Here is a 22,801-nt window from a genome sequence, read left to right as displayed (position 1 = left end):
AGGGGAAATACAAGAAAAACGTAAATCTTTAAATGATGAGGGAGATAACTACTTTAACATTCAAAAAATAATAATTTATGAAATTTAATGAAATTATATCTAGTGTAGTATGCATTATACTAGCTTTTGGTTTTAGCGCCAAAGCACAAAAAAATGATAAACCAAATGTTATTGTTGTTTTAGCAGATGATTTGGGAACAGGAGATATTTCACATTATAGGAGGTTGCATAGTAATAAAATTATTCTAGAAACACCTCATATAGATCAACTTGCCAACGAGGGAATGATTTTTACGAATGCACATTCACCAGCAGCTTTATGTGCAACATCACGATATGCTATTATGACAGGGAACAGCTGTTATCGTAGTAAAGAAGGTTGGGGTGTTTGGGGGGGATATTCAAAATCTGTAATTCAAGATGAACAATTAACTTTAGGTCGTTTAATGAAGCAAGCCAATTATAATACCGCATTTTTTGGTAAATGGCATATTGGTACAAGTTTTCCAAGAAAAGACAATTCAGAAGTATCATTTATTTCAAATAGACAAGAAAAAAAGAATCCTCGTGTACCTATAGATATTACTAAAATATTATATGGGCCAAAACAGTTAGGTTTTGATTATAGTCTTTCTTTACCTGCAGGAATTCAGAATATGCCTTATGCTATTTATGAAAATCATGAATGGTTAAAAATGAGAGATAATTCAACAATAAGAGTTATTGATAAAGAGTATATGGACAATTTAGGTACAGATCATTTTAATAAACCTGGATACGGAGATTCTAATTGGAACCCAAGTGAAATAGGTCCTATTTTAGCAAATAAAGCAGTTGATTATATTGCTAAAAATGCACATAATGAAGAGCCGTTTTTTATGTATTACTGTTCACAAGCCGTTCATACTCCACATGATCCGCCTACTGAAATTAATGGTATTAAAATAAAAGGAACAACTCCTTCAAAGCATTTAGATATGGTTAAGGAGCTGGACGAACAAGTTGGTATGTTGATTAACGAACTAAAGCAACAAGGTATTTACGAAAATACGGTAATCATTTTTACTTCTGATAATGGAGGATTAGGTTCTGATATTGTACCTGAATCATATAAATCAGGACATCAGTCAAGTGACCTTTACAGAGGCTCTAAAAATTCACCTTATGAAGGTGGGCACAGAGTTCCGTTTATTGTAGTATGGCCAAATAAAGTAAAAAAGAATACAAGTTCAAATGAACCAATTATTGGGTTAGATATTATGGCAACTTTGGCAGGTATTACAAAACAAAAAATAAAGGAAAACGTTGCGCAAGACTCACATAATCTTGTACCTGTTCTTAAGGATAAGAAGAGAGCGAAAACGCGTGATGTATTTTTTGTTCAAGGTGGTGCAAATAAAGAATTTATAATAAACGATAAAGGTTGGAAGCTAATTATTCAAGTGAATAAAAAAAGCATGAAGTTTGAAGATAGTAAACCTATTGCGTTGTTTAATTTGAATGATAATGTTACTGAAGTAGAAAACAAAAACTATATTAATAATCCAGATTATCAAAACAAGGTTAGTGAGTTATATACTAAGTATAAAGAAACGATAAGAAGTGAAATTTTCACTGGGAATCATAAGTTGTAAAGAAAACCTAAACAAATAACTAGAAGGAGTTGTAGTTAATATTTATTACAATAAATTTGAAGAAGATTAAAGTGTGATAAAATTTTATATGAAGTTTTCTAAAATAATTTTAAGTTCAATTTTTGTAATTGTCTTTTCAGTAAGCGTATTTGCTCAGAAATTACCCATATTTAAAGATGGGCAAACTGTATGCTTTATAGGTAATAGTATAACGCAGGCTGGAACCTATCACATGTTGGTTCAGGCTTATTATGCTATTCATTTCCCAGGTAATAAGGTGAAGTTTATTAGTTGTGGTGTCTCTGGTGATAATGCACCTGGAATGATTGAACGTTTTGAGAAAGATGTTTTGGGCATAATCCTGATTATGCTTTTCTAATGACTGGGATGAATGATATGTATGGCTATTTATTTACGGCTGGAATAAAGGTAGATTCTGAACTGTTGGAAAAACGAGAAGAAGCGCTGAAAACATATCAAGGTCATACAGATAATTTGGTTAAATTATTGGTTACACATAACATAAAACCAATTTTAATGACACCTTCTATTTATGACCAAACAGCAACTTTAAAAATACCTGCAAAATTTGGTAAGAATGATGCATTAGTGAAATGTGCTAAGCTTGTGCGAGAATTAGGTAAAAAGTATAATGCTCCAGTAGTTGATCTAAATCCTTTTATGCTTCATATTAATAATGAAGCTCAGAAAAAAGATCCGTTTTATACAATAGTTGGTCCAGATCGGGTTCACCCAAAAGAAACAGGTCATTTTATAATGGCGTATAAAATTTTAAACACAATTTTCCCAACTGAAAATGTCTCAAGTATTTCTATCAATATTAAAGAGAAATCTATTCAAAAAGATGATAACTGTGCTGTAAAAATAGAAAGTGGACAGAATAAATTTAGTATTAAAAACAAATCTTTGCCTTTTCCTGTAAATGATAACTTTAAAGAAGCTCAACAGTTTGTTCCTTTTATTGAAAACTATAATAAAGAGGAACTTCAAATATTAGGATTAAAGAAAGGAATTTATGTTCTTAAAATTGATGAAGTAGCAATTGATACATTATCAACTAAGGAACTGAAAAAAGGAGTGAATTTAGCATCAAACCAATTAACACCTCAGTACAAGCAAGCTGAAAAGGTATTTGATTTATGTGCTAAATATCATGATGTTCAAAGTAAATTAAGAGTGTTGGCTTTAATTAGATATAGAAGTTTGAATAATTATAAAGGACCTGAAAATCTTGAATCTCAAAAAGTCTATTTGGAAAAACAAGTTGAAAATAGTAAGGGGAAGTCATGGTATGAATATAGTAAAATGACTTCTAATAAATATTTTGAGATTTTACCAAAGGAAAAAGAGTTGTGGATAGAATTAGAGCAGATTAGAAATGAAATTTATTCAAGAAATATTCCTGTAAAACATTTTTATAATTTAAATAAATTGTAATTTTTAAATAAGTAGCGTTTTTTTTAATAAAAGGTTAATTCAATATTAATGAATAAAAAATTATTCAAGAGTACTCTTTATAAACTAATAGACACACATAATTTTATTGTTTAAGATAAATTAACGATTGATTTAATAAATTAAATTCAATGAAAAATAAAAAGTCAATTTTAATAATCATGTTAATGATTGTTGTGCTGTCTTGTGATAAGCAGCAAAAGGAATCAACTAAAAAAGCAGTAGTTTTTGAGCCAAATTGGATGTCTTTGAGGAATCACCAAACACCTCATTGGTTCGAAGGAATGCGTTTTGGAATATATACCCATTGGGGATTAAGTGCCGTAAAACAGCTACCGGGTAACAAAGATTTAAGTACAGAAGACTTAATTCCATTGTTTCATCCAGATAAGTTTAATGCAAAGGAATGGGCAAAATTGTATAAAGATGCAGGAGCACAATTTGCGGGGCCAGTAGCTTGGCACGGTAGTGATTATAAACATTGGGACAGTGATATTTCTAATTTTAATATGGTAGATAATGGACCTGGATTAGATTTTGTAGGTGAGATGGAGAAAGCCATTAAGGCAGAAGGAATGAAATATATGGTTTCTTTACACTCTGGTTGGAATAAAGAATGGTTGGCTTATGGGCAGGAAGTTGTAAATAAATATCAACCAGATATATTTTGGGTAGATGCTGGCTTTGGAGGAACAAAAAAGGCGGTTAATAAGAAAAACTATACTGGAGGTAAACTATCTGGAAAAGATAATACAATTGGAGATTTGCCATCTAACCTTCAAAAGCAATTTATTGCAAGTTTTTATAATGATGCCATTAATAAGAATAGAGAAGTTGAATTTGTATATAAACAATTTGATATTCCACCTGGAATTGGAACTCGTGATATTGAAAATGGTTTATTACAAGATGTTCAATATGATTTTTGGATGACAGACATAGATATGAATATTCATCAGGATAATATCTATACTCCTGAAAACGGAACCTGGTTTTACATTGAAGGTCGCCCATTAAAAAATGCAAATACTATAGTAGATATGCTTGCCGATGTAGTCAGTAAAAATGGTTGTCTTTTATTGAACATTCCACCAAAAGCTGATGGTAGTTTTTCTAAGGAAGTTAGTAATACCTTGTTGGATGTTGGGGATTGGCTTAAAATAAACAGCGAGGCAATTTATAATGCTGTTCCTTGGAGTATATATGGAGAGGGAGTTGCTAATTTTCATGCTGAAGGTCATCACTCTGATCATTCAGGGAAACATTCTTGGACTGAAAATGATTTTCGTTTTACAACTGGAGGTAATAATATCTACGCTATGTGTTTAGGATTGCCTTCAAAATCAACTATAAAAATCCGTGCTTTGGGTGCTGCAGGAAAGCTGGATGATAGAATAAGTTCTGTTGAAATATTAGGGTATTCTGGAAAGGTTGAATGGAATCAAACCAGGGAAGAATTAAATATTAATATACCTTCAAATTTAAACTTAAAACATGCAGTGACTTTTAAAGTTATTTGTTCGAATTAATTAAGTTTTGATAATTTTGAAATGTAGAAAGTGATTTAAAAGGTATACCTTTTTTATACAAACAAATGAATTAGGGCACTAACGAACAATTTTAAAGTGCAAATGTTTTTTTTAATTAATTCTTTTAATAGGTTTTAAATTAGGAGTACTTAAAATTTAATAATATAAAAATAAGTAGTTTCTCAAAAATAATATAATGAAAAAATCAATTGTACAATTAGCACTAATAGTAGGCTGTTTATTAATTTCAAGTAGTTCTTTTTCACAATTGAGAAAGGAAGTATTTAAGAAGAAAAAAATAGAAATAGAGAAGTTTGAAGTAATTGATATTTCATTTAAATCTAAAAAAATAGTACAACAACCTTTTGAAGTTGATTTTGGTGCAGTTTTTACCAAGCCAAATGGCGAGAAACTGAAAATTTCAGGTTTTTATAATGATACTAAAGAATGGTTGCTACGTTTTTCAGCTAATGAAATTGGAGAATGGACGTACACTACATTTTCTTCGTTAAATGAGCTTAATAATAAAGGAAAGTTTAATGTTTCTCCTTCGGAAGTAACTAAACATGGAGCAATTGTAATTGAAAAAAACAATCCAAAGAAATTCGCTTATGAGGATGGTGCACCTTATTTTTTACAATCTTTTGAAATAGATTGGTTATTTGCATTGGATTATGAGAATTAAAAAGCAACTTTAAAAACAGAGCATTTATTGAATTTAACAAAAGAAATGGTTTTAATTAAGTTGAAACTGCACTATACTCTTATGATGTAAAAAGAAAAATCAGAAGAAAAGGCCATTCTGGAGTTTTGTATTGTTTTAATGATTCAACGTTTGCCTCAAAATTATTATATAATACTATCGAATTCTCTTTAGAATCATTCTTTTTTTGAGCATTGCAGGGCAGATTTATGATAAAAGAAATGATTATTAAATATTAATTGTTCATTTAAATAATTTTTAAAATTATGATTGCATTGGAATTATTTTGTTTTTTCCTTCTAACTTACGTTGCTTTAGTTTCCCTTTTACTTCTATTTTAAAAGCGGGAGCCCAATCGTTCGGCATGAATGTGGGTAAATTAATAATCAACTGATTTAATTCTCTCAAGAAATCTACTTTTCCATGTCCAATTAGTTCAATGGATTTGATTTTATTTTTATCTGAAATTTCTGTTTTAGATCCTAAGGATTTTATAATTGTTTTACCACTTTTAGGAATATCTAGCTGAATAGCATACAATGTATTTCCTTTTGCTGTAAACCGAATATCAGTAGCATCAAATTGTTTTGAATCTGGTTGAATTGGTCGAGCCTTTTTGCCAAAACCAGGATGATGAGGTATTGGGCAGTTCACATCTTTCCAAAAAATGGGTTCTACATGACCTTCAGCATAGATTGCCCAAGGGCGTGTTCCATAAATTGCTTCACCGTTTTGTCTAAGCCAAGTTCCGATACCTTCCAGTAAATCAATTTGTCCTTGATCAAAGGAACCATCCGGGCGAGGATTCATAGATAATAATAGCCCACCGTTTCGTGCCACCAAATCGGCTAAGCGAACCACCACATCTCGAGGTTTTTTATATTTAATGCCGTACCACCATGGCCAGTCGCACCATGAAACACCCGATGGTGTATCGTCTTCCCATGGCCAATCCACAAAACCTGGACGATGTGCCCCATTCTCGTAAGAGTAAATTCCAAAGTTTGTTCCAAAATTTCCTTTGTTGTGAACAGCTACTTCTTTATTTTCTTCAATACCCATATTGAAATAATGTGCTAATATTTCTTCGGTTCCAAAGTCACCGCCGCCACCATCGAACCATAATACATCAGGTTTGTATTTGTCAATTACTTCATAGGTTAGCGCTTTTCTATTTTTAGTAAAACGTTCTTTAGTTCCAAGAAACCAATAGTAATCTTCATTGTGAAGATCCATAATATCAACACCTTCTATCCCAGATTGTTTTAAATTTTTGCGGATATGTACAAATTGTTGATAGGTTCGTGCATGATGGAAAGTTGCAATGGTTTTTAGGTTTCGTTTCTTAATTTCAGTCATCATTTCACCAAATAGATCTCGTTTAGGTCCTGTTTTACCTGCAGAATGAGGTGTGACCTCCGAATCCCACATAGCATAGCCATCGTGATGAATAGCACAAATACCTGCATATTGTGCTCCTGAGCGTTTAATTAAATCGGCCCAAGAAACAGGATCAAAAGCTTCAGCTTTAAAATCTTCGCATAGATTTCGGTAACCAATTCCACGTGTTATTGAACCATATCGTTTTTCAAATGATTTACGGCGAGCTTCAGTTGAGTCTGGGTTATAAATACCATCGTAAGCAGTTATATAATAGTTTCCCCAATTAATGTTCGGGTTATCTTTCCAGGCTCCTGTTTGTGTATAAGGACCCCAGTGAGCATAAATTCCAAACTTAGCATCTAATGCCCATTCAGGGTTTTCGTGCTTTTGTAAGGATTCCCAATTGGCGTTGTATTTATCTTTGTTTTTTTTGCTAGTTGACTGTCCAATGACGGTATTAAAAATAAACATAAAAGCTAATGATATATAGATGAATTGGTTTATAAAGATGTTCATTTTTAATAGTATGTTTTTAATTTTTGAAACTTAAAAGTAAGTGTTTACTGTTAATGGGGGAAGACCTTATTTGTTTATTATCGATTTTATAAAACCTTATAATTACGATTGCATCGGGATAATTTTGTTTTTTCCTTCTAACTTACGTTGTTTCAATTTTCCTTTTACTTCTATTTTAAATGCAGGAGCCCAATCGTTCGGCATATTTGAAGGTAAATCTATGATTAACTGATTTGATTCTCTTCTGAAAGAGACTTTTCCATGTCCAATTAGCTCAATGGATTTGATTTTATTTTTATCCGAAATTTCTGTTTTAGAGCCTAAGGATTTTATAATTGTTTTCCCACCTTTGGGAATGTCCAATTGAATGGCATACAACGTATTTTCTTTTGCTGTAAAGCGGATATCAGTAGCGTTAAATTGTTCTGAATCTGGCTGGGTAGGGCGAGCTTCTTTTCCGAATGCATAATGATGTTCAATTGGGCAGTTTGGGTCTTGCTTAAAAATAGGGTCTACATGTCCTTCTGCATAAATAATCCAAGGACGTGTTTCATAAATAGCTTCCCCATTTTGTCCGAGCCATTTTCCGATGCCTTCCAATAAATCAATTTGACCCTTATCAAAGGAACCATCTGGTCTTGGATTCATAGATAACAAAAGTCCTCCGTTACGAGCTACTAAATCTACCAATCTTACCACAACGTTACGAGGTTTTTTATATTCAATGCCATACCACCATGACCAATCGCACCATGCAACACCTGATGGAGTATCATCTTCCCACGGCCAGTCTACAAATCCTGGGCGATTAGAACCATTCTCATAGGAGTAGATTCCGAAGTTGGTACCAAAGTTTCCTTTATTGTGAACACTAAGTTCTTTATTTTCTTTAATGCCCATATTAAAATAATGAGCCAAAATCTCTTCCGTACCAAAATCATCACCTCCACCTGAGAATCCGTCAAACCATAAAATATCTGGTTTGTATTTATCGATTACTTCGAAGGTTAGTGCTTTTCTGTTTTTAATAAAACGTTCTTTACCACCGAGAAACCAATAATAATCCTCATTTTCAGGATCCAATAAATCAGCTCTTGTGATTCCAGCTTCCTTTAAGTTTTTTTGATATTTAGTAAACTGATGGTAGGTACGCGCATGATGAAATGTGACAATTGTTTTAATATCATGCTTTTTGATTTCTGAGAGTATTTCACCAAGTACATCACGTTTTGGACCGGTTTTTCCAACACAATGCGGAGTTACTTCAGAGTCCCACATAGCATACCCATCATGATGAATTGTACAAATTCCTGCGTATTTTGCGCCAGAGCTTTTTATGAGTTCACCCCACTGAACTGGATCAAACCCAGAATCATCCATGTTCTCGCATAGCTCACGGTAACCAAAGCCCTCGGTTATGGAGCCGAAACGTTTTTCAAAAGCTTTTCTACGTGGTTCGTTTGCATCGGTATTATAAATACCATCGTAAGGTGTAATGTAGTAATTACCCCAGTTTATGTTATTTACATCCTTCCAAGCACCAACTTGGCTATAGGCACCCCAGCAAGCATAAATACCAAATTTTGCATCCAAGGCCCATTCAGGAGTTTCGTGCTGACGCAATGATTCCCAATTGGATTCGTATTGTTCTGTTGTTTTGGAAGTTTTTTCTTGCTTTTTTGAAGTGCAAGAACCAAATAGAGTTAGTATAATTGCTCCTATGATGTAAAAGCTATATTTATTTTTCATTCTAATTATTTAATTTGTTTAAATTCCATTCCGTTCAACCACGTAATACCTACTTCTTTATCAATTCTAAAAGATAAGTTAATAGCTTGTTTTCCATTGCTTTCAAGAAAATGGGTAACAGACATAGGTTTGCGTTCTCCCATATCTTTACCATCACTATATATTGCAATAACATCATCAGCTACATATTCTTTTTTTCCATTAGTATCCTCTTGCTTTACTATAAAGTTGGTCTGAAAATATTTTCTATCTCCCATAGTATTGTGATGATAGGTCTTTAACTCATATTTTCCTTTGGGTAGATTTGTTATGGTCATATAAATGTGTCCTTTTTCTACATAAATTCCATCAGCAGCCATATATGCTAAATCTCCCATAATTGCTGGTTTTCCTTTGCTTTTCAATAGTTTTTCATCTGCTTTTATAGTAAAGTGTATGTTCTGGTCTAAAGTGAATACTAATTCATCTTCATTCGTTGAAACTTGCTCTTCCCATCCAAATTGCAGTAACTGATCTTTTGCTTGAATATCGATTTTGTGAATCGGGTAATCGTAAATAGGATTTCCATTATAAGAAATAGCATCTGAATTAAAAGCATCCGTTTTTATGGTTAAAGTTCCAGATTTTATTTTTCCGGATGTAGCTTTAATTTTAATTTCTCCAGCATTAATACTTCCTTGTAAATAAACACTAGCAACACCGTGATATGCTTGCATGTTTTTAATGTATTTTTCATTAGCATAAAGTATTTCTCCTTCTCCTTTCACTTCAAAATGGACTTTATTTGTGGCGTCGGTAATTACTTCGCCGTTTTTGTCTACAATGTAAGCGCGTATCATTTTAAGATCGGAACCACCTGCTTGTAATGGAATATTAGGATTGTCTATACTTAATTTAAGTGCATAAGGGGTTAAGGTTTTAGTACGTGAATGAGATATTTCTTCTTTATTGCCATAAATTGCTTTAGCTGTCAACTTCTCGTTTGTCCAATTATATCGGAAAGTAAATGATGGATGGTTGTTTAAAATTCGTAGTGGATCATTATCTGGACTTTGAATGGCTACCAGTTTATCATTAGCATATAAGGCAACTTTAGGAGCGTTACTATAAATATGAATTTTTTCATTTTTATAAACTGATTCATCGGCAATGTGAACAAAAGGAAGTTGAGAGTTCTCGGATTGATACCAGTAATATGCTGGGCGAGGCATGCGATAGGCAGTTTGCAAACCATATTCGGTTATCATATCGTGTTCTTTGGGTGTAGGGCGCAAACGGTTATAATCAGCACCCACCCAAAGTAGTGCTCCAATGTTGTTTTTACGTTTCTTGTAACGTGAAATATGGAATTGTTGATTTAAACCATTGCGCGAAAAACCATTTTCCATTACCATACAGAAATCACCCTCAGGCCAATCGGTACGTCGGTAATCCATGGTGGCATAAATATCTGTTACTCCTGCATTTTTAATTCCGCACCAGGCACTTGAAGCACTAGCTGTTAAACGAAACGGATCTTCTTCTTTAATGGCACTATTAAGTTGCGGAACAGGTCCGCGGTGATTAATTCCAGCTCCCCAAATAATTATAGAAGGGTGATTACGGTGGTTACGAACCATAACACGAGATGCTTGTTCTAAATTGTTCATCCATGCGCCTTGTTGCCATTGCACCCATGTTGATGGTTCTTCCATTACAACCATTCCAAGCTCGTCACAGGCTTGTATAAAAGCATCGTCTTGGGTATAATGTGAGGTGCGTATAGCATTTATGCCTGCTTCTTTGTAACGTAAAGCAGCTTCATAATGCAGCGTGTTGGGAACAGCATCACCAATATGAGGATAACTCTGATGACGATTTACTCCAACCATAAAAAAAGGTTCACCATTAAGCAATAACCCTTGTCCATCTATTAATTCAATAGAGCGAAAGCCAAATTTATTTTCAACAAAATCTACAGCTTCGTTATTCAAATAGATAATAGAAACAGCACGGTATAAGTAAGGGCTATTAGGTGACCATAAGTTGTAATTATTGGTAAGTTCGGTTGATTGTCTAAATGTTTTTTGATGCCCCGATGAAATTATTGAAGATGTTTTGAGCTTTTTTAGTACATAACCTTCCGCATCTACAATCATTGTTTCAATTCGGCAATCAGCTTGATTAGAATGCTCATTAACTACCGTAGTTTTAACCGAAACAGTACCATTTCGTTTTTTTACGGTAGGTGTAGTTATATGAACTCCGGCATCAAAATCTTCCCAATTGAAATTTACATGTAGCTTATTGGTTTTTACTAAGTAAACGTCGCGGTAAATTCCTGCCCATTTTACATAATCTGTTTCATCTGGATCTGGAGCAATAATGGGGTTAAAGCTATTATCGGCAAGGACAGTAATATTGTTTATTTTACCTGGTAAAACAAAATCAGTAATGTCAAAATGATGAGGTGTATAGCCATTCACAGCGTATCTGCCAACAAATTTCCCATTTACCCATAATTCAGTGGCATTATGTACACCTTCAAATTCAATAAAGGCTTTTTCGTTTTTTTTCAATTGAATTAATAGTTGCTTGCGATACCAATTATGGTCGCGTAAATAAGTTTCTTGAATCCAATTATGGGTAACACTGTCTATCATTAAAGAAACAGGATCGGGATTATGAGGAATACAGACCTTTTTCCAACTGCTGTCATCAAAATTAATTGCAGTAGGTTTTTCAGTTTTAGACATTTTAGAAAACTTCCAATCGAGATTGATATTTTGTTTTGTTCTATTGGTTAATGGATATCCTTCAGGTAATTGGGCGTGAGCTAAACTCCCAACCATAAATAGTAACAAGATTCCTATTAATTTACGTTTCATATTATTGATATAAATTTTGTAATATAAAGATATAGGAATCTATGAGAGGAAATTGATAAATTCAATACAAAACAGTGTTGAAACGGTAGCGGTCACAGTGGAATTAACCGTTAATAATGTTTAGATATCTAACTATTATTGTGTGGTTTATGGAGGTGTTCTTGTTTCTGAGTTAACAAAGTAAGTATTCATGGTGTCAATTATTTAACTTTACTTTTTGTTATTAAAAACAAATCTTACTTTTGAAGCTATGATTGAAAAAAAGGATAGAAAAGTTATTGAAGAAGCGCTAGAACATATTTGCTCACATAAGCTTTTTGTTAACTCTTCTATTAATACAAGGTTACTTAGATATCTTGTAGAAAAGGCTTTTGTTGAAGAAGACCTAAAAGAATTTACTATTGGTATGGATCTTTGGGGTAAAGATTATGGTGATGATAAAAATGATGGTGTTGTACGGTCATACATGTATAAGCTTCGTAAAAAACTGGATGAATATTATATTGAAAATGATGCCGATAAAACTATTATTTTTGAAATAAAGAAAGGTCAGTACAATCTTAAATTTTTAACACCAGATGTATATAAAGGGATAAGTAATGAATCAAAGGGTTTTATAAAAATACCAATTAAATATTTAAAAATATTAGGCTTAATAATATTTATGGGGTTGCTTCTAATTTCGTCTTGGTATTTAATTTTTGAAAGACAAGAACTTTGTTGGAGATCATTTTTTGATAAAAATGCAAACAATTTAGTTATTGTGTCAGATCAGTTTATGTTAACAGAGAAGAATCAATGGGATGAACTTCATGCAACAATGTACTCGGAAATAAATAGTAATGAAGAATATTTGGATTATGTAAAAGAACATCCTGAACGAAATATAGCCACAACCGATTATACGTTATTATCGCAAATGGTTCCATGGTCTATAAAAAGATTGTCTGAATGGTTTTTTAAATATAAAAGTGATTTTAAACTTCAATTTGAAAGTAAGCTGAATTATAAAGAAATTCAGGATAATAACATTCTTTTTATTGGGCAATATAAATCTATGAACACTTCTAAATCACTATTTCTTAAAAATAGTAAGGTATTTACAATGTATCAAGATGGATTTAAATATAAAGAAGGTGAAATAGAAAAGGTTTACAATACCAATTATGGTAAAAATGGGAAGATTGAATATGCAATGGTATCATTTACTTCTTTGAGTCCAAATAATGAAGCTCTTTATTTTGTTTCGAATAACGATATTGGGGTAATTGCAACACTAAGAAATTTTACAGATTCGAAATGGCTAAAAGAATTTTATAAAATATTACCTAAAAATACTAAATATTTCAATGCTCTATATGAAGTAAAAGGTATGCAACGCACAGATATGAGTTGTAAATTAATGGAGTTAGAAGTTATTGATTTAGTGGTAAATTAGGCAACGAGTTTTATTGGGAGCAGTAATACAATTTAAATACCTTAATAATTAAATTCTGGTTTACAAAATTTTTGCTTTTTAGTAGGTTTTCTCTATACAAAGAAATGAAATAGAACAATTTTGAACAATTTTAGGTTACAAATGGGTTTTTTGAGATAATTTCTTTTAATAGGTTTTAACTTAGTAAAAGTTAATATTAAATAAATAGAAAAATAATTTTCATATGAAATCAATAATCAAAATATCTCGACAAGTTTCAGTGCTAATAGTACTTTTAATTGCTGGTTCAATGTTTGCTCAAAAAGCTCCTACTTTTAAAAATGGAGAGGATTTAAAACCTAAAAATGCAAAGTGGAAATTGATTAAAAACATGTCTGACGAATTTGATGGAAAAAAAGTAGATGAAAATAAATGGCAAATTTCAGGTCAAGGTTGGATTGGTCGTGCACCAGGATTATTTCTTGCTGAAAATGTAAATGTAGCTGATGGAAGTTTACAGATTACAACTACTAAAATGGATAAAACTATTGTAAAACATAATAAAGAATATACACACGGCGGGGGCTATGTTGGTTCAAGAGAAGGAATGACATATGGTTATTACGAGTGTGAAATGAAAGCAAATAAAACTTTTATGTCTTCAACTTTTTGGTTAATTAATGAAGGTAAAGATTTAGAAGGTTGTGATAAAAGAACTACAGAATTAGATATTCAAGAATGTGTGGGACAAATTGTAAATGATGCCAAATGGATGAAAGATTTTGATCAATCAATGAATTCAAATACCCATAGCCGAAATATTCCTGAAGGATGTGATTATAAAAAAGGAACTAGTAAAGCCGGTAAGCTTGCCGGAGGAAAAGTTTATGACGATTTTCATGTATATGGTGTTTGGTGGAAAAGTAAAGATGAAATATTATTCTTTTTAGATGGAGAATTGGTAAAAAAAGTAACTCCGCCAGCAGATTTTAATATTCCAATGAATTTAAGAATGGTTGTTGAAACATATGATTGGAATCCGGTTCCTGCTGATGGTGGAATGAATAAATCAAAAGAAGATAGAACAACAACTTATAATTGGGTTCGTTCTTGGAAATTAGTTGATTAATTTAAGTATAAATAAAAATATGAAATCATTAATCAAAATATCTCAACAAATTTCAGCGCTAATAATACTATTAATAGCTGGGTCAATGTTTGCTCAAAAATCTCCAACTTTTAAAAATGGAGAGGATCCAAAACCATCAAGTAAAAAATGGGAATTGGTTCAAGGAATGTCAGATGAGTTTAATGGTAAAGAAATCAATCAAAAAAAATGGCAAATTTCTGGACAAGAATGGATTGGTCGTGCACCAGGATTGTTTTTAGCTGAAAATGTAAAAGTAGTAGATGGTAGTCTAAAGATAACTACAACAATATTGCCTGAGACATTAGTAAAGCAAGGCCGGAATTACACACATGGTGGTGGTTATGTTGGTTCTAAGGAAGGAATGACTTATGGTTATTATGAGTGTGAAATGAAGGCAAATAAAACCTTTATGTCTTCAACATTTTGGTTATATAACAATAGAGAGGATGGAGAAGGGTGTGATAAAAGAAGTACTGAACTAGATATTCAAGAATCTATAGGGCAAATAACAGGTGAAGATGTTGAGGATTTGCAAAAGTTTGAGAAATTCATGAATTACAATACACATAGTAGAAATATTGAGGAAGGGTGTGAGGTAAAAAAAGGGATTATTGGAGGTAAAGCACGAATGGAAGGAAAAGTTTATGATGATTTTCATGTTTTTGGAGTATGGTGGAAAAGTGAAAATGAAGTATTATTCTTTTTAGACGGAATGTTTGTAGATAAAGTAACACCTCCTGCAGATTTTAATGTTCCAATGTATTTAAGAATGGTAGTTGAAACGTATAATTGGAATCCTGTACCTGCTGATGGAGGAATGACAGGGTCAAAAAAAGATAGAACAACAACTTATAACTGGGTTCGTTCTTGGAAATTGGTTGATTAAACATATGTTTTAAGAAGAAACTCATATGAGAATATGGGTTATATAGAAATTGATTTCTTTTGTTGAAAATATTTTTAACATGAGATTTTTTAAAAACACAGGTGTAAAGTTGTTGTTAGCCTTTATGTTGATAATGTTATGCCTTATGCATTACGTACATTTGGGATAAGCCGTAAAAAAAATTAATATGACCTTAAACTTAAAACTAGTTATTAGCTGGATGATAATTATTTCAGCACTTCTGATTTTTAATAGCTGTAGTAAACCTTATGAGAAATCGAAATCAGGAATTATATACGAAATACCATGTTCTGAAAATGAATCCATAAAAAAGATTTCCATCTCGGTTTTATCTCCGGTTATCATTAAGGTTTCAATAGCTGAAAACGATTCTTTACTTGTTGTCCCCAGTATTATAGCTAAAGAAAAGTTGGGTGCTGAAGTCCGATTTGACGTATCGTCGAAGGATGAATATATAAAAATAAGCACTGATAGCATTATTGTATATTTAGATAAAAAAACAGGAGAAATTAGCTTTCATGACGTATATAACAGTTTATTGTTGGCAACAACGAAAAACGAAATAACTCCTTACAAATTAGGCAACGATAGTTCTTATAAGATAAAGCAACACTTTCTCTGGACTGAGAATGAAGCCTTATATGGTCTGGGCCAACATGAATTAAATACACTTAACTTGAGGGGGCAAAAGATTGAACTTTCTCAACACAATACACGGGTATCAATCCCTGTTCTGTTATCCACAAAAGGATATGGATTATATTGGGATAATTATTCTCAATCTTATTATCAGGACTCTAATGACTCTTCTTATTTAGCTTCTGATGTTGCGGATAAAATTCAATATTACTTTGTAAAAGGCAGACAATTCGACCATATTATTGCAGGCCTTAGAGAACTAACTGGTGAATCTCCCATGCTTCCCAGATGGGCTTTTGGGTATTTTCAAAGCCGGAACAGGTATAAAACCAAAAATGAACTTTTGGGGGTTGTTAAAAAACATCGGGATTTAAATATTCCTTTAGATGCCGTAATACTTGATTACATGCATTGGGGCGATAAAGGCTTTGGCTCAATGGTCTTCGATTCCATAGACTTTTCTCAGCCGGAACAAATGATTGATGATTTGCATCGTAAATACAACTGCAAGTTAATTACATCGGTGTGGCCATCTTTTAACAAACAGTCTGCAAACTGGCAGTTATTCAACAAAGATAGTTTGTTTTTGGGCTTAGACTTAGGGCATTTCGGAGATGTTTATGATGCTTATAATCCAAAAGCAGGTGAGTTGTACTGGAGTATGGTAAAGAAAAGTTATTGGGATAAGGGCGTAGACGGAATATGGTTCGATGCAACAGAACCAGAGCAGCTCAAGAGATTTAAAAACACACAATGCTATCTTGGTCCAACGGCTAAATATCAGAACCTATTTTCGTATTTTGATATGAAAAACGTTTTTGAACCCCAGCTTGAAATTGATACCAACCGCGTTTTTGTATTAACAAGGTCTGCTTTTCTTGGGCAGCAAAAATTCGGCTCTGTAGTATGGTCGGGTGATATTGGCACTGACTTTAAAACATTAAAAGAACAAATTCCGACAGGCTTAAACTTTTGTATGACAGGCATACCTTATTGGAATACAGATATTGGAGGCTATTTGGGCGGAGACCCAAGTGATGAAAATTATCAGGAAGTATTTGTACGATGGTTTCAGTACGGAGCATTTACACCAATGTTTCGGGCGCATGGCCGACGACATCCGTTTAGTAGCCGTAGTGGCGAAAACGAGATGTGGTCGTTTGGTGCAAAAAACCAGGAAATACTAACAGACATGATTAACCTTCGTTATCGCTTGTTACCCTATATTTATACGCTTTCAAATAAAGTTCATTCCGATGGATATACGCTTATGCGTGCTTTGGTATTCGACTTCATTAATGATGAATCGGTGTATAACATAGTCGATCAGTTTTTAGTGGGTAATATTATGGTTTGTCCGGTAACAGAAAAAGGAGCTGTAGAACGGAAGGTATATTTACCCAAAGGATGTGATTGGTTTGATTTCTGGACAGGAAAAAAACATACAGGAGGACAAACGATTATTGCAGCCGCTCCTATTGAGAGGATACCATTATTTGTAAAATCGGGAACTATTTTGCCTTTAGCTGATGTGATGCAATATTCCTCTGAAAAAGCGTTGGATAATATTGAACTTCGCATTTACCCTGGGGAAAATGCTGATTTTGTACTTTATGAAGATGAAGGAGATAACTATAATTATAAACAGGGAGGCTTTAGTACCATTCAATTTACTTATAATGAGGAAGGTAATACGGTTTCTGTAGGTGGAATAAAGGGAGAATTTGAGGGTATGTTACAAAAACGGACTTACCAGATTACAAAAGTTTCAGAAGGTGTTGCTGTTGGAATTGAGAAAACAATTTCAGGAAATATTGTAAATTACAATGGAAACGCGATAAAAGTAAAGTTGTAATTATTTTTTGTTGAGAAAATGAAAAGAACCAGAAAATATAAAATAATACACAAAGGCATAACAATATGTATAAGTAATGGCAGGCAGAGTAGCTAATATCAAGGTTTGTAGCCCTCTCAAACTTCATCACGATTTGACAGAAAAGAACCAGACAGTCTACCACTACTCATACATTTAACGATGATTTAGCACAAGAAAAACCAAACATATTAGTAATTCTTGCTGATGATTTGGGTTATGGAGATCTTGGTTTTACAGGTTCAAAAGAAATAATGACTCCAAATTTGGACAATTTAGCAAATAAAGGAGTTGTTTTTAAAAACGGTTATGTAACACATCCATATTGTGGACCATTTAGATCAGGGTTAGTTACAGGGCGCTATCAAGCACGTTTTGGTATTGAAATAAACATAACCAATTCTCCTTTTGATATGTATAGTGGTTTGCCTTTAACAGAGCAAACATTTGCTAATCGTTTACAAAAAACGGGTTATAATACAGGTGCAATTGGTAAATGGCATTTGGGCGGTTCAGACCCTTTTCATCCAAACAATAGAGGTTTCGATTATTTCTATGGGTTTTTATCTGGTGGACATTCTTACTTTCCAAAAAATGTAAAAACGCATATGCCTTTGTTAATTGGAGATGATAAACACCCACATTACAGTGCTAATGAAGGAAGTTACCAACCGTTAACTAGAAATGATAAAGCAGGTGAGTTTAATGAATATTTAACTACAGCTTTAAGTAAAGATGCTGCAAGATTTATTGAAGGTTCTAAGGATCCGTTTTGTTTGTATTTAGCATATAACGCACCGCATTTACCATTGGAAGCACCAAAGGAAACTATTGAAAAATACAGCCATATAAAAGATAAAAAAAGAAGAACGTATGCAGCAATGGTTGATGAGCTGGATAAAGGTGTTGGAATTGTTGTTGAAGCTTTAAAGAAGTCTGGAAAATATGAGAATACCTTAATTTTCTTTTTATCAGATAATGGTGGTCCAAGAAAAAATGGAGAATCATTTGCTACAAATGGAAATTTTAGAGAAGGTAAAGGAAGTATGTATGAAGGAGGAACTCACGTGCCATTTATTTTACATTGGCCTAAAGGGAACTTAAAAACAGGAGAGTTTAATGGTTTAGTATCTGCATTAGATATTGCAGCAACATCTGTTGCTATAGGAAACGGAGATACTTCAGGAAATGAATTAGAAGGAGTAAATTTAATTCCTTTTTTAAAGGGTGAAAAGAAAGGTTCACCACACGATGCTTTGTATTGGAGAATGGATGATGGTAGAGGTTGGGCAGTAAGAACTGAAGCGTCAAAGTTTTTAAAATTAAATAGAACAGCTGCAAAGCCTGAATTGTTTAATATGGAAAAGGATCCTTTTGAATCTACAAATATTGTTACCAAAGAAGTTGTTAAAAGAAAAGAAATGGCAAAGCTTTGGAATAATTGGAATCAAGGTAACATAGGTAATATTTGGTTGCAGTCTGGTCAATATCAAAAAAAGAGGATTAAAATGTATAAAGATTTGTATGAGAAGTTAGAAAAGGATGCCTCAAAAAAGAAATCATTAGTTATTGAGTAGTAAAGAAATATAGGAATAGAACTTCTTTAAGTTTACCTTTATTCCTTAAATAATTCATTTTATAATATGTTAAAAAAAAGTATTCTATCTGTTTTTGTATTACTGTTAATATCTTGTAATTCAACAATTGAAAAAAAGGAAGAGGTTAATCCAGTTTTATCATTTTTAAATTTGAATTTCGGAATGTTTATCCATTACAATATGGGTACATTTCACGGTGAGCAATGGGCAAAACCAAATCACGATCCAAAGTCATTTGCACCAACTAATTTAGATTGTAATCAGTGGGCAAAAGCTGCAAAATCGGCTAAAATGAATTATGCTGTATTTACTACAAAACATCACGATGGATTTTGTTTGTGGGATACTAAAGTAACCGATTATGACGTGGCAAGTAGTTCATACAAAGGTGATATTGTAAAGGAGTATGTAGATGCATTTAGAAAACAAAATATTAAAGTTGGACTCTATTTTTCAGTTTGGGATCGACAACATAAAATTGAACACGGCAATATTACTCCTGAAAATATTCAATATACAAAAGATCAATTAACAGAATTACTGACCAATTATGGAGAAGTTGTTTGTATTGTAATTGATGGTTGGGGGTCTAAATGGGGAAATGGACCAGATTTTAAAGAGTTACCTTTTAAAGTTTTGGCTGATCATATTCATTCTATGCAGCCAAATTGTTTAGTTATAAATCACAGTTGTAAAACAGATTTAGATGTAACTCAATTGGTACATTATGAGGCAACTCACGGTCAACATTGTCCGTTTGATAATACTTTGCCATCTCAACAAGGGCCAACGTTGCAATCTACTTGGTTTTGGGAAAAAGGATATGAAAATCAAGAATTAAAATCTGTAGAGTCTGTTGTTAAAGAATTAAATTTTGCAAACTCACATTATGCAAATTATTTATTAAATGCTGCGCCAAATGACAAAGGTTTAATGGATGATAATGTTTTAAATAGATTGAAAGAAATTGGTAAAAAAGTATTTTTACCAGCGCCATTAAAACAATTACCTAAAATTGAAAAGCCACATAAAAATGTTGTGGTTACAGCTTCTAGTTTTTCTTCCGAAGAATTTAAACCAGAAAGTGTTATTGATTGTAATTTGTTTACTCGTTGGCAATTTGCTAAAGGTGATGAAAATCCATGGATTGAGCTTGATTTTGGAAAACCCCAAACGTTTAATAGAGTTATTTGTGGCGAATATAAAAAGGGAGTAAGTAAATTTAAGATTGAAGCTTTTGTTAATGGTAATTGGAAATTATTAGCAGAAGGAAATGAAATCACTCATAATTTTAATGCTTCTTTTGAAGAGGTTACTGCTCAAAAATTTAGATTGGTAGTTTTAGAGAGCACACAACTTCCTAAAATTGCGGAAATTACATTTGTAAAATATTAGTATTTCCTTGTAATTCTAATTGAAAATGAAGGGTCTCAAGTGTTATTTTAGTGAGGTTTTATAAGTTTTTGGTCTCTAAGCTAAGTACAAGTGAATACTTTCTAATAATATAATTTGTCATTCTTGTGTAGGCTGGATTCCATAGACTTGTTTAAAATAAATTTCTACCTTGGCAGGAATGACAGCAGTTATTAAGAATAATTCTGTAAAAATTCAGATAAAATAGTTTTTCTAGAAAGATCCATTTTTTTACGTAACCTGCTGCGTGAAGTATTTATTCCTTCAACACTAATACCCATTATTTGGGCCATATCTTTACTGGAAAAACCTAATTTAATAAAGGCACACATTTTTAGATCTGTAGGTGTTAAAAGCGGGTAATTCGCTTTTAATGAAGAATAAAAACTATCATTAACCTTAGTGAAATGAGATTGAAATTCTATCCATTTTCCTTTGGTGCTAATGTTAAGTGAATTTTTAACATCCTTAATAATTTCAATATTATCACCTTTCACAATCAATTTGTTTAATTGTTTTTTTATATCCTCTTGCAAAGTATCACGTTCTAATAATTGCAATGCAGAAGATAATAGTTCTTTGTTTTTCAACTCTAATATTTCATCTTGTTTTTGAATTTCAAGCTGTTGTTTTTCATTTACAATTTGTTGATTTAGTAATTTAAGCTTGGTTTTTCTGTTAAAATAAAAAATTACAAACCCAAATAAACTGCTTAAAACAACAGTTATTGAAAACAATTTTAATCTCCAAAATTCTTTTTCGCCTTTAAGAAGTTTTATTTGTTGTGACTTTAATTTTTCATTATTTTCTTTTAATTGAACTTCATATTTATTTTTAATTTCAAATAATTCCTTGTTTTGAGATTTGTTACCGCTAAAAACTTGATCGTTTAATTTAGATGCTAATAAAAGGTATTTATAGGCGAGTTTATGATCGCCTTTAGCTTCATAAATTTTTGAAAGGTTCTTAGATATTTGTAGTTTTTTATCTGGCTGATTTTCAAATTTATTTATAGCAGCCAAACTTTTATGGTAATAATAAATGGCAGAATCTCTATTTTTTTTAAGTTCGTAATATTGTCCAAGTCTTTGGTATAGTAGTGTGTGTGGTCTTTTTAAGGGAAGCGGATAAATGCTTTTTAATTTAAAAAGTATACTTTTTGCCTTGTCTGGCTCGTTTTTTTTGATGTAGATGTGAGCTAATTGAATTTGAGAATAATGAAAAGTAGATTCATCAATGCCACTTTTTTTTAAATATTCAATACTTTTTAAAGCTAACTCCTCTGCTTTTTCAAAATTAAATGTTGATTTTATTTCTATCCAAGCACCAATATTATATATTTTACCTAATAAATTATCCTTAATAATTTGTGTTGGGTTATGTTTTTGTACAATATCAATAGCTTCTAAATAACTGTTTGTTGCCTTTTCATGTTGCTCAAAAACCATGTAAAGTGAGGTTAACTTATTTAATGTTTCAATTTTTTGAGTTAAGTACTTAGGTGATTCTACTAATGGAAATAGTTTCCATATTTCATCGTAACTATTACTGTAAAATCCTTTTTTATTGTAAAATTGGATTAGTTTATATCTAGTGTTTATTATTTGAAGTGTATCCTTTTTTTTCTCAAACAGTAATACGGATTTTAAAAGCTTTTTTTCTTGTGAATCTATTTTTAGAGAGTCTAATTGAAGTTGATTAGAATAGATTGAAAATGAAATTATAAAAAATGATAAATGTAAGATGTTCTTTAGTAGTTTGTTAGTCATTTTATTTTGATTGATTACATAAAATACTGATTTTGTGTATATAAAAATACTAAATTATAATAAGTGCTATGAGAAAATGTACTCAAAAATTACAATTGCTATGTTTATGCTATGTTGATTTATTATGTTTTGAGTTATATTATTTGAAAATTTGTGTAATACTTTAAATTAAACTAAA

General features: G+C 32.0%; 15 protein-coding genes. 11 read left to right on the top strand and 4 right to left on the bottom strand.

Features of this window, described 5'->3' with window-relative positions; translation table 11 throughout:
* Nucleotides 1-77: 77 nt before the first annotated feature.
* The 5 genes from DAD81_RS10600 (at nt 78) to DAD81_RS10580 (ending at nt 5,324) form a co-directional block, all read left to right on the top strand.
* A complete protein-coding gene (locus DAD81_RS10600; protein ID WP_111708234.1) occupies nt 78-1,634 on the top strand; it encodes a sulfatase family protein in 1,557 nt (518 codons plus the stop codon).
* 88 nt (nt 1,635-1,722) lie between these two features.
* Entirely contained in the window at nt 1,723-2,013 is a 291-nt protein-coding gene (locus DAD81_RS10595; RefSeq protein ID WP_111708233.1) for an SGNH/GDSL hydrolase family protein, read from the top strand.
* Entirely contained in the window at nt 2,013-3,092 is a 1,080-nt protein-coding gene (locus tag DAD81_RS10590) for an SGNH/GDSL hydrolase family protein (protein WP_111708232.1), read from the top strand. The genes DAD81_RS10595 and DAD81_RS10590 overlap by 1 nt, the downstream gene beginning before the upstream one ends.
* Nucleotides 3,093-3,241: 149 nt before the next feature.
* Nucleotides 3,242-4,639: an alpha-L-fucosidase gene (locus tag DAD81_RS10585; protein WP_111708231.1), complete on the top strand. Its 1,398-nt coding sequence runs from the start codon at nt 3,242-3,244 to the stop codon at nt 4,637-4,639.
* A 196-nt stretch (nt 4,640-4,835) separates the two neighbouring features.
* Nucleotides 4,836-5,324 carry a DUF5060 domain-containing protein gene (locus DAD81_RS10580; protein ID WP_111708230.1) on the top strand — a complete coding sequence of 163 codons (489 nt, stop codon included), beginning with the start codon at nt 4,836-4,838 and terminating at the stop codon, nt 5,322-5,324.
* Nucleotides 5,325-5,606: 282 nt separating this feature from the next.
* On the opposite strand, the gene DAD81_RS10575 is transcribed toward DAD81_RS10580, so the two are convergent.
* The 3 genes from DAD81_RS10575 to DAD81_RS10565 all read right to left on the bottom strand — a co-directional run bounded on the left by DAD81_RS10575 (nt 5,607) and on the right by DAD81_RS10565 (nt 11,857).
* Entirely contained in the window at nt 5,607-7,241 is a 1,635-nt protein-coding gene (locus tag DAD81_RS10575) for an alpha-L-fucosidase (protein WP_111708229.1), read from the bottom strand.
* 102 nt (nt 7,242-7,343) lie between these two features.
* Nucleotides 7,344-8,990, bottom strand: a complete 1,647-nt coding sequence (locus DAD81_RS10570; protein ID WP_111708228.1) for an alpha-L-fucosidase — start codon at nt 8,988-8,990, stop codon at nt 7,344-7,346.
* A 5-nt stretch (nt 8,991-8,995) separates the two neighbouring features.
* Nucleotides 8,996-11,857, bottom strand: a complete 2,862-nt coding sequence (locus tag DAD81_RS10565) for a glycoside hydrolase family 2 protein (protein ID WP_111708227.1) — start codon at nt 11,855-11,857, stop codon at nt 8,996-8,998.
* A gap of 250 nt (nt 11,858-12,107) precedes the next feature.
* On the opposite strand from DAD81_RS10565, the gene DAD81_RS10560 reads away from it, so the two are divergent.
* The 6 genes from DAD81_RS10560 to DAD81_RS10535 all read left to right on the top strand — a co-directional run bounded on the left by DAD81_RS10560 (nt 12,108) and on the right by DAD81_RS10535 (nt 20,836).
* Complete coding sequence (locus DAD81_RS10560; protein WP_111708226.1) at nt 12,108-13,295, top strand: response regulator transcription factor; 1,188 nt, start codon at nt 12,108-12,110, stop codon at nt 13,293-13,295.
* Between the two features lie 223 nt (nt 13,296-13,518).
* Nucleotides 13,519-14,403, top strand: a complete 885-nt coding sequence (locus DAD81_RS10555; RefSeq protein ID WP_111708225.1) for a family 16 glycosylhydrolase — start codon at nt 13,519-13,521, stop codon at nt 14,401-14,403.
* A gap of 19 nt (nt 14,404-14,422) precedes the next feature.
* On the top strand, nt 14,423-15,310 hold the full coding sequence (locus DAD81_RS10550) for a family 16 glycosylhydrolase (RefSeq protein WP_111708224.1): 888 nt from the start codon (nt 14,423-14,425) through the stop codon (nt 15,308-15,310).
* 187 nt (nt 15,311-15,497) lie between these two features.
* Nucleotides 15,498-17,825, top strand: a complete 2,328-nt coding sequence (locus DAD81_RS10545; protein WP_111708223.1) for a glycoside hydrolase family 31 protein — start codon at nt 15,498-15,500, stop codon at nt 17,823-17,825.
* A 206-nt stretch (nt 17,826-18,031) separates the two neighbouring features.
* A complete protein-coding gene (locus tag DAD81_RS10540) occupies nt 18,032-19,420 on the top strand; it encodes a sulfatase family protein (RefSeq protein WP_111708222.1) in 1,389 nt (462 codons plus the stop codon).
* 66 nt (nt 19,421-19,486) lie between these two features.
* Nucleotides 19,487-20,836 carry an alpha-L-fucosidase gene (locus DAD81_RS10535; protein WP_245949218.1) on the top strand — a complete coding sequence of 450 codons (1,350 nt, stop codon included), beginning with the start codon at nt 19,487-19,489 and terminating at the stop codon, nt 20,834-20,836.
* A 191-nt stretch (nt 20,837-21,027) separates the two neighbouring features.
* On the opposite strand, the gene DAD81_RS10530 is transcribed toward DAD81_RS10535, so the two are convergent.
* Complete coding sequence (locus DAD81_RS10530) at nt 21,028-22,623, bottom strand: tetratricopeptide repeat protein (RefSeq protein WP_111708221.1); 1,596 nt, start codon at nt 22,621-22,623, stop codon at nt 21,028-21,030.
* Nucleotides 22,624-22,801 lie beyond the last annotated feature (178 nt).

It is taken from the genome of Lutibacter citreus, assembly GCF_003260195.1.
Lineage (GTDB): Bacteria > Bacteroidota > Bacteroidia > Flavobacteriales > Flavobacteriaceae > Lutibacter > Lutibacter citreus.
Note: the sequence above shows the minus strand (reverse complement) of the source record. Positions and strands in the feature narration are given on the sequence as shown.

Bases quoted from the DNA above. Each gene is read 5' to 3' on its own strand.
- DAD81_RS10600 (WP_111708234.1), top strand. From the start codon at position 78: ATGAAATTTAATGAAATTATATCTAGTGTAGTATGCATTATACTAGCT.
- DAD81_RS10595 (WP_111708233.1), top strand. From the start codon at position 1,723: ATGAAGTTTTCTAAAATAATTTTAAGTTCAATTTTTGTAATTGTCTTT.
- DAD81_RS10590 (WP_111708232.1), top strand. From the start codon at position 2,013: ATGACTGGGATGAATGATATGTATGGCTATTTATTTACGGCTGGAATA.
- DAD81_RS10585 (WP_111708231.1), top strand. From the start codon at position 3,242: ATGAAAAATAAAAAGTCAATTTTAATAATCATGTTAATGATTGTTGTG.
- DAD81_RS10580 (WP_111708230.1), top strand. From the start codon at position 4,836: ATGAAAAAATCAATTGTACAATTAGCACTAATAGTAGGCTGTTTATTA.
- DAD81_RS10575 (WP_111708229.1), bottom strand. From the start codon at position 7,241: ATGAACATCTTTATAAACCAATTCATCTATATATCATTAGCTTTTATG.
- DAD81_RS10570 (WP_111708228.1), bottom strand. From the start codon at position 8,990: ATGAAAAATAAATATAGCTTTTACATCATAGGAGCAATTATACTAACT.
- DAD81_RS10565 (WP_111708227.1), bottom strand. From the start codon at position 11,857: ATGAAACGTAAATTAATAGGAATCTTGTTACTATTTATGGTTGGGAGT.
- DAD81_RS10560 (WP_111708226.1), top strand. From the start codon at position 12,108: ATGATTGAAAAAAAGGATAGAAAAGTTATTGAAGAAGCGCTAGAACAT.
- DAD81_RS10555 (WP_111708225.1), top strand. From the start codon at position 13,519: ATGAAATCAATAATCAAAATATCTCGACAAGTTTCAGTGCTAATAGTA.
- DAD81_RS10550 (WP_111708224.1), top strand. From the start codon at position 14,423: ATGAAATCATTAATCAAAATATCTCAACAAATTTCAGCGCTAATAATA.
- DAD81_RS10545 (WP_111708223.1), top strand. From the start codon at position 15,498: ATGACCTTAAACTTAAAACTAGTTATTAGCTGGATGATAATTATTTCA.
- DAD81_RS10535 (WP_245949218.1), top strand. From the start codon at position 19,487: ATGTTAAAAAAAAGTATTCTATCTGTTTTTGTATTACTGTTAATATCT.
- DAD81_RS10530 (WP_111708221.1), bottom strand. From the start codon at position 22,623: ATGACTAACAAACTACTAAAGAACATCTTACATTTATCATTTTTTATA.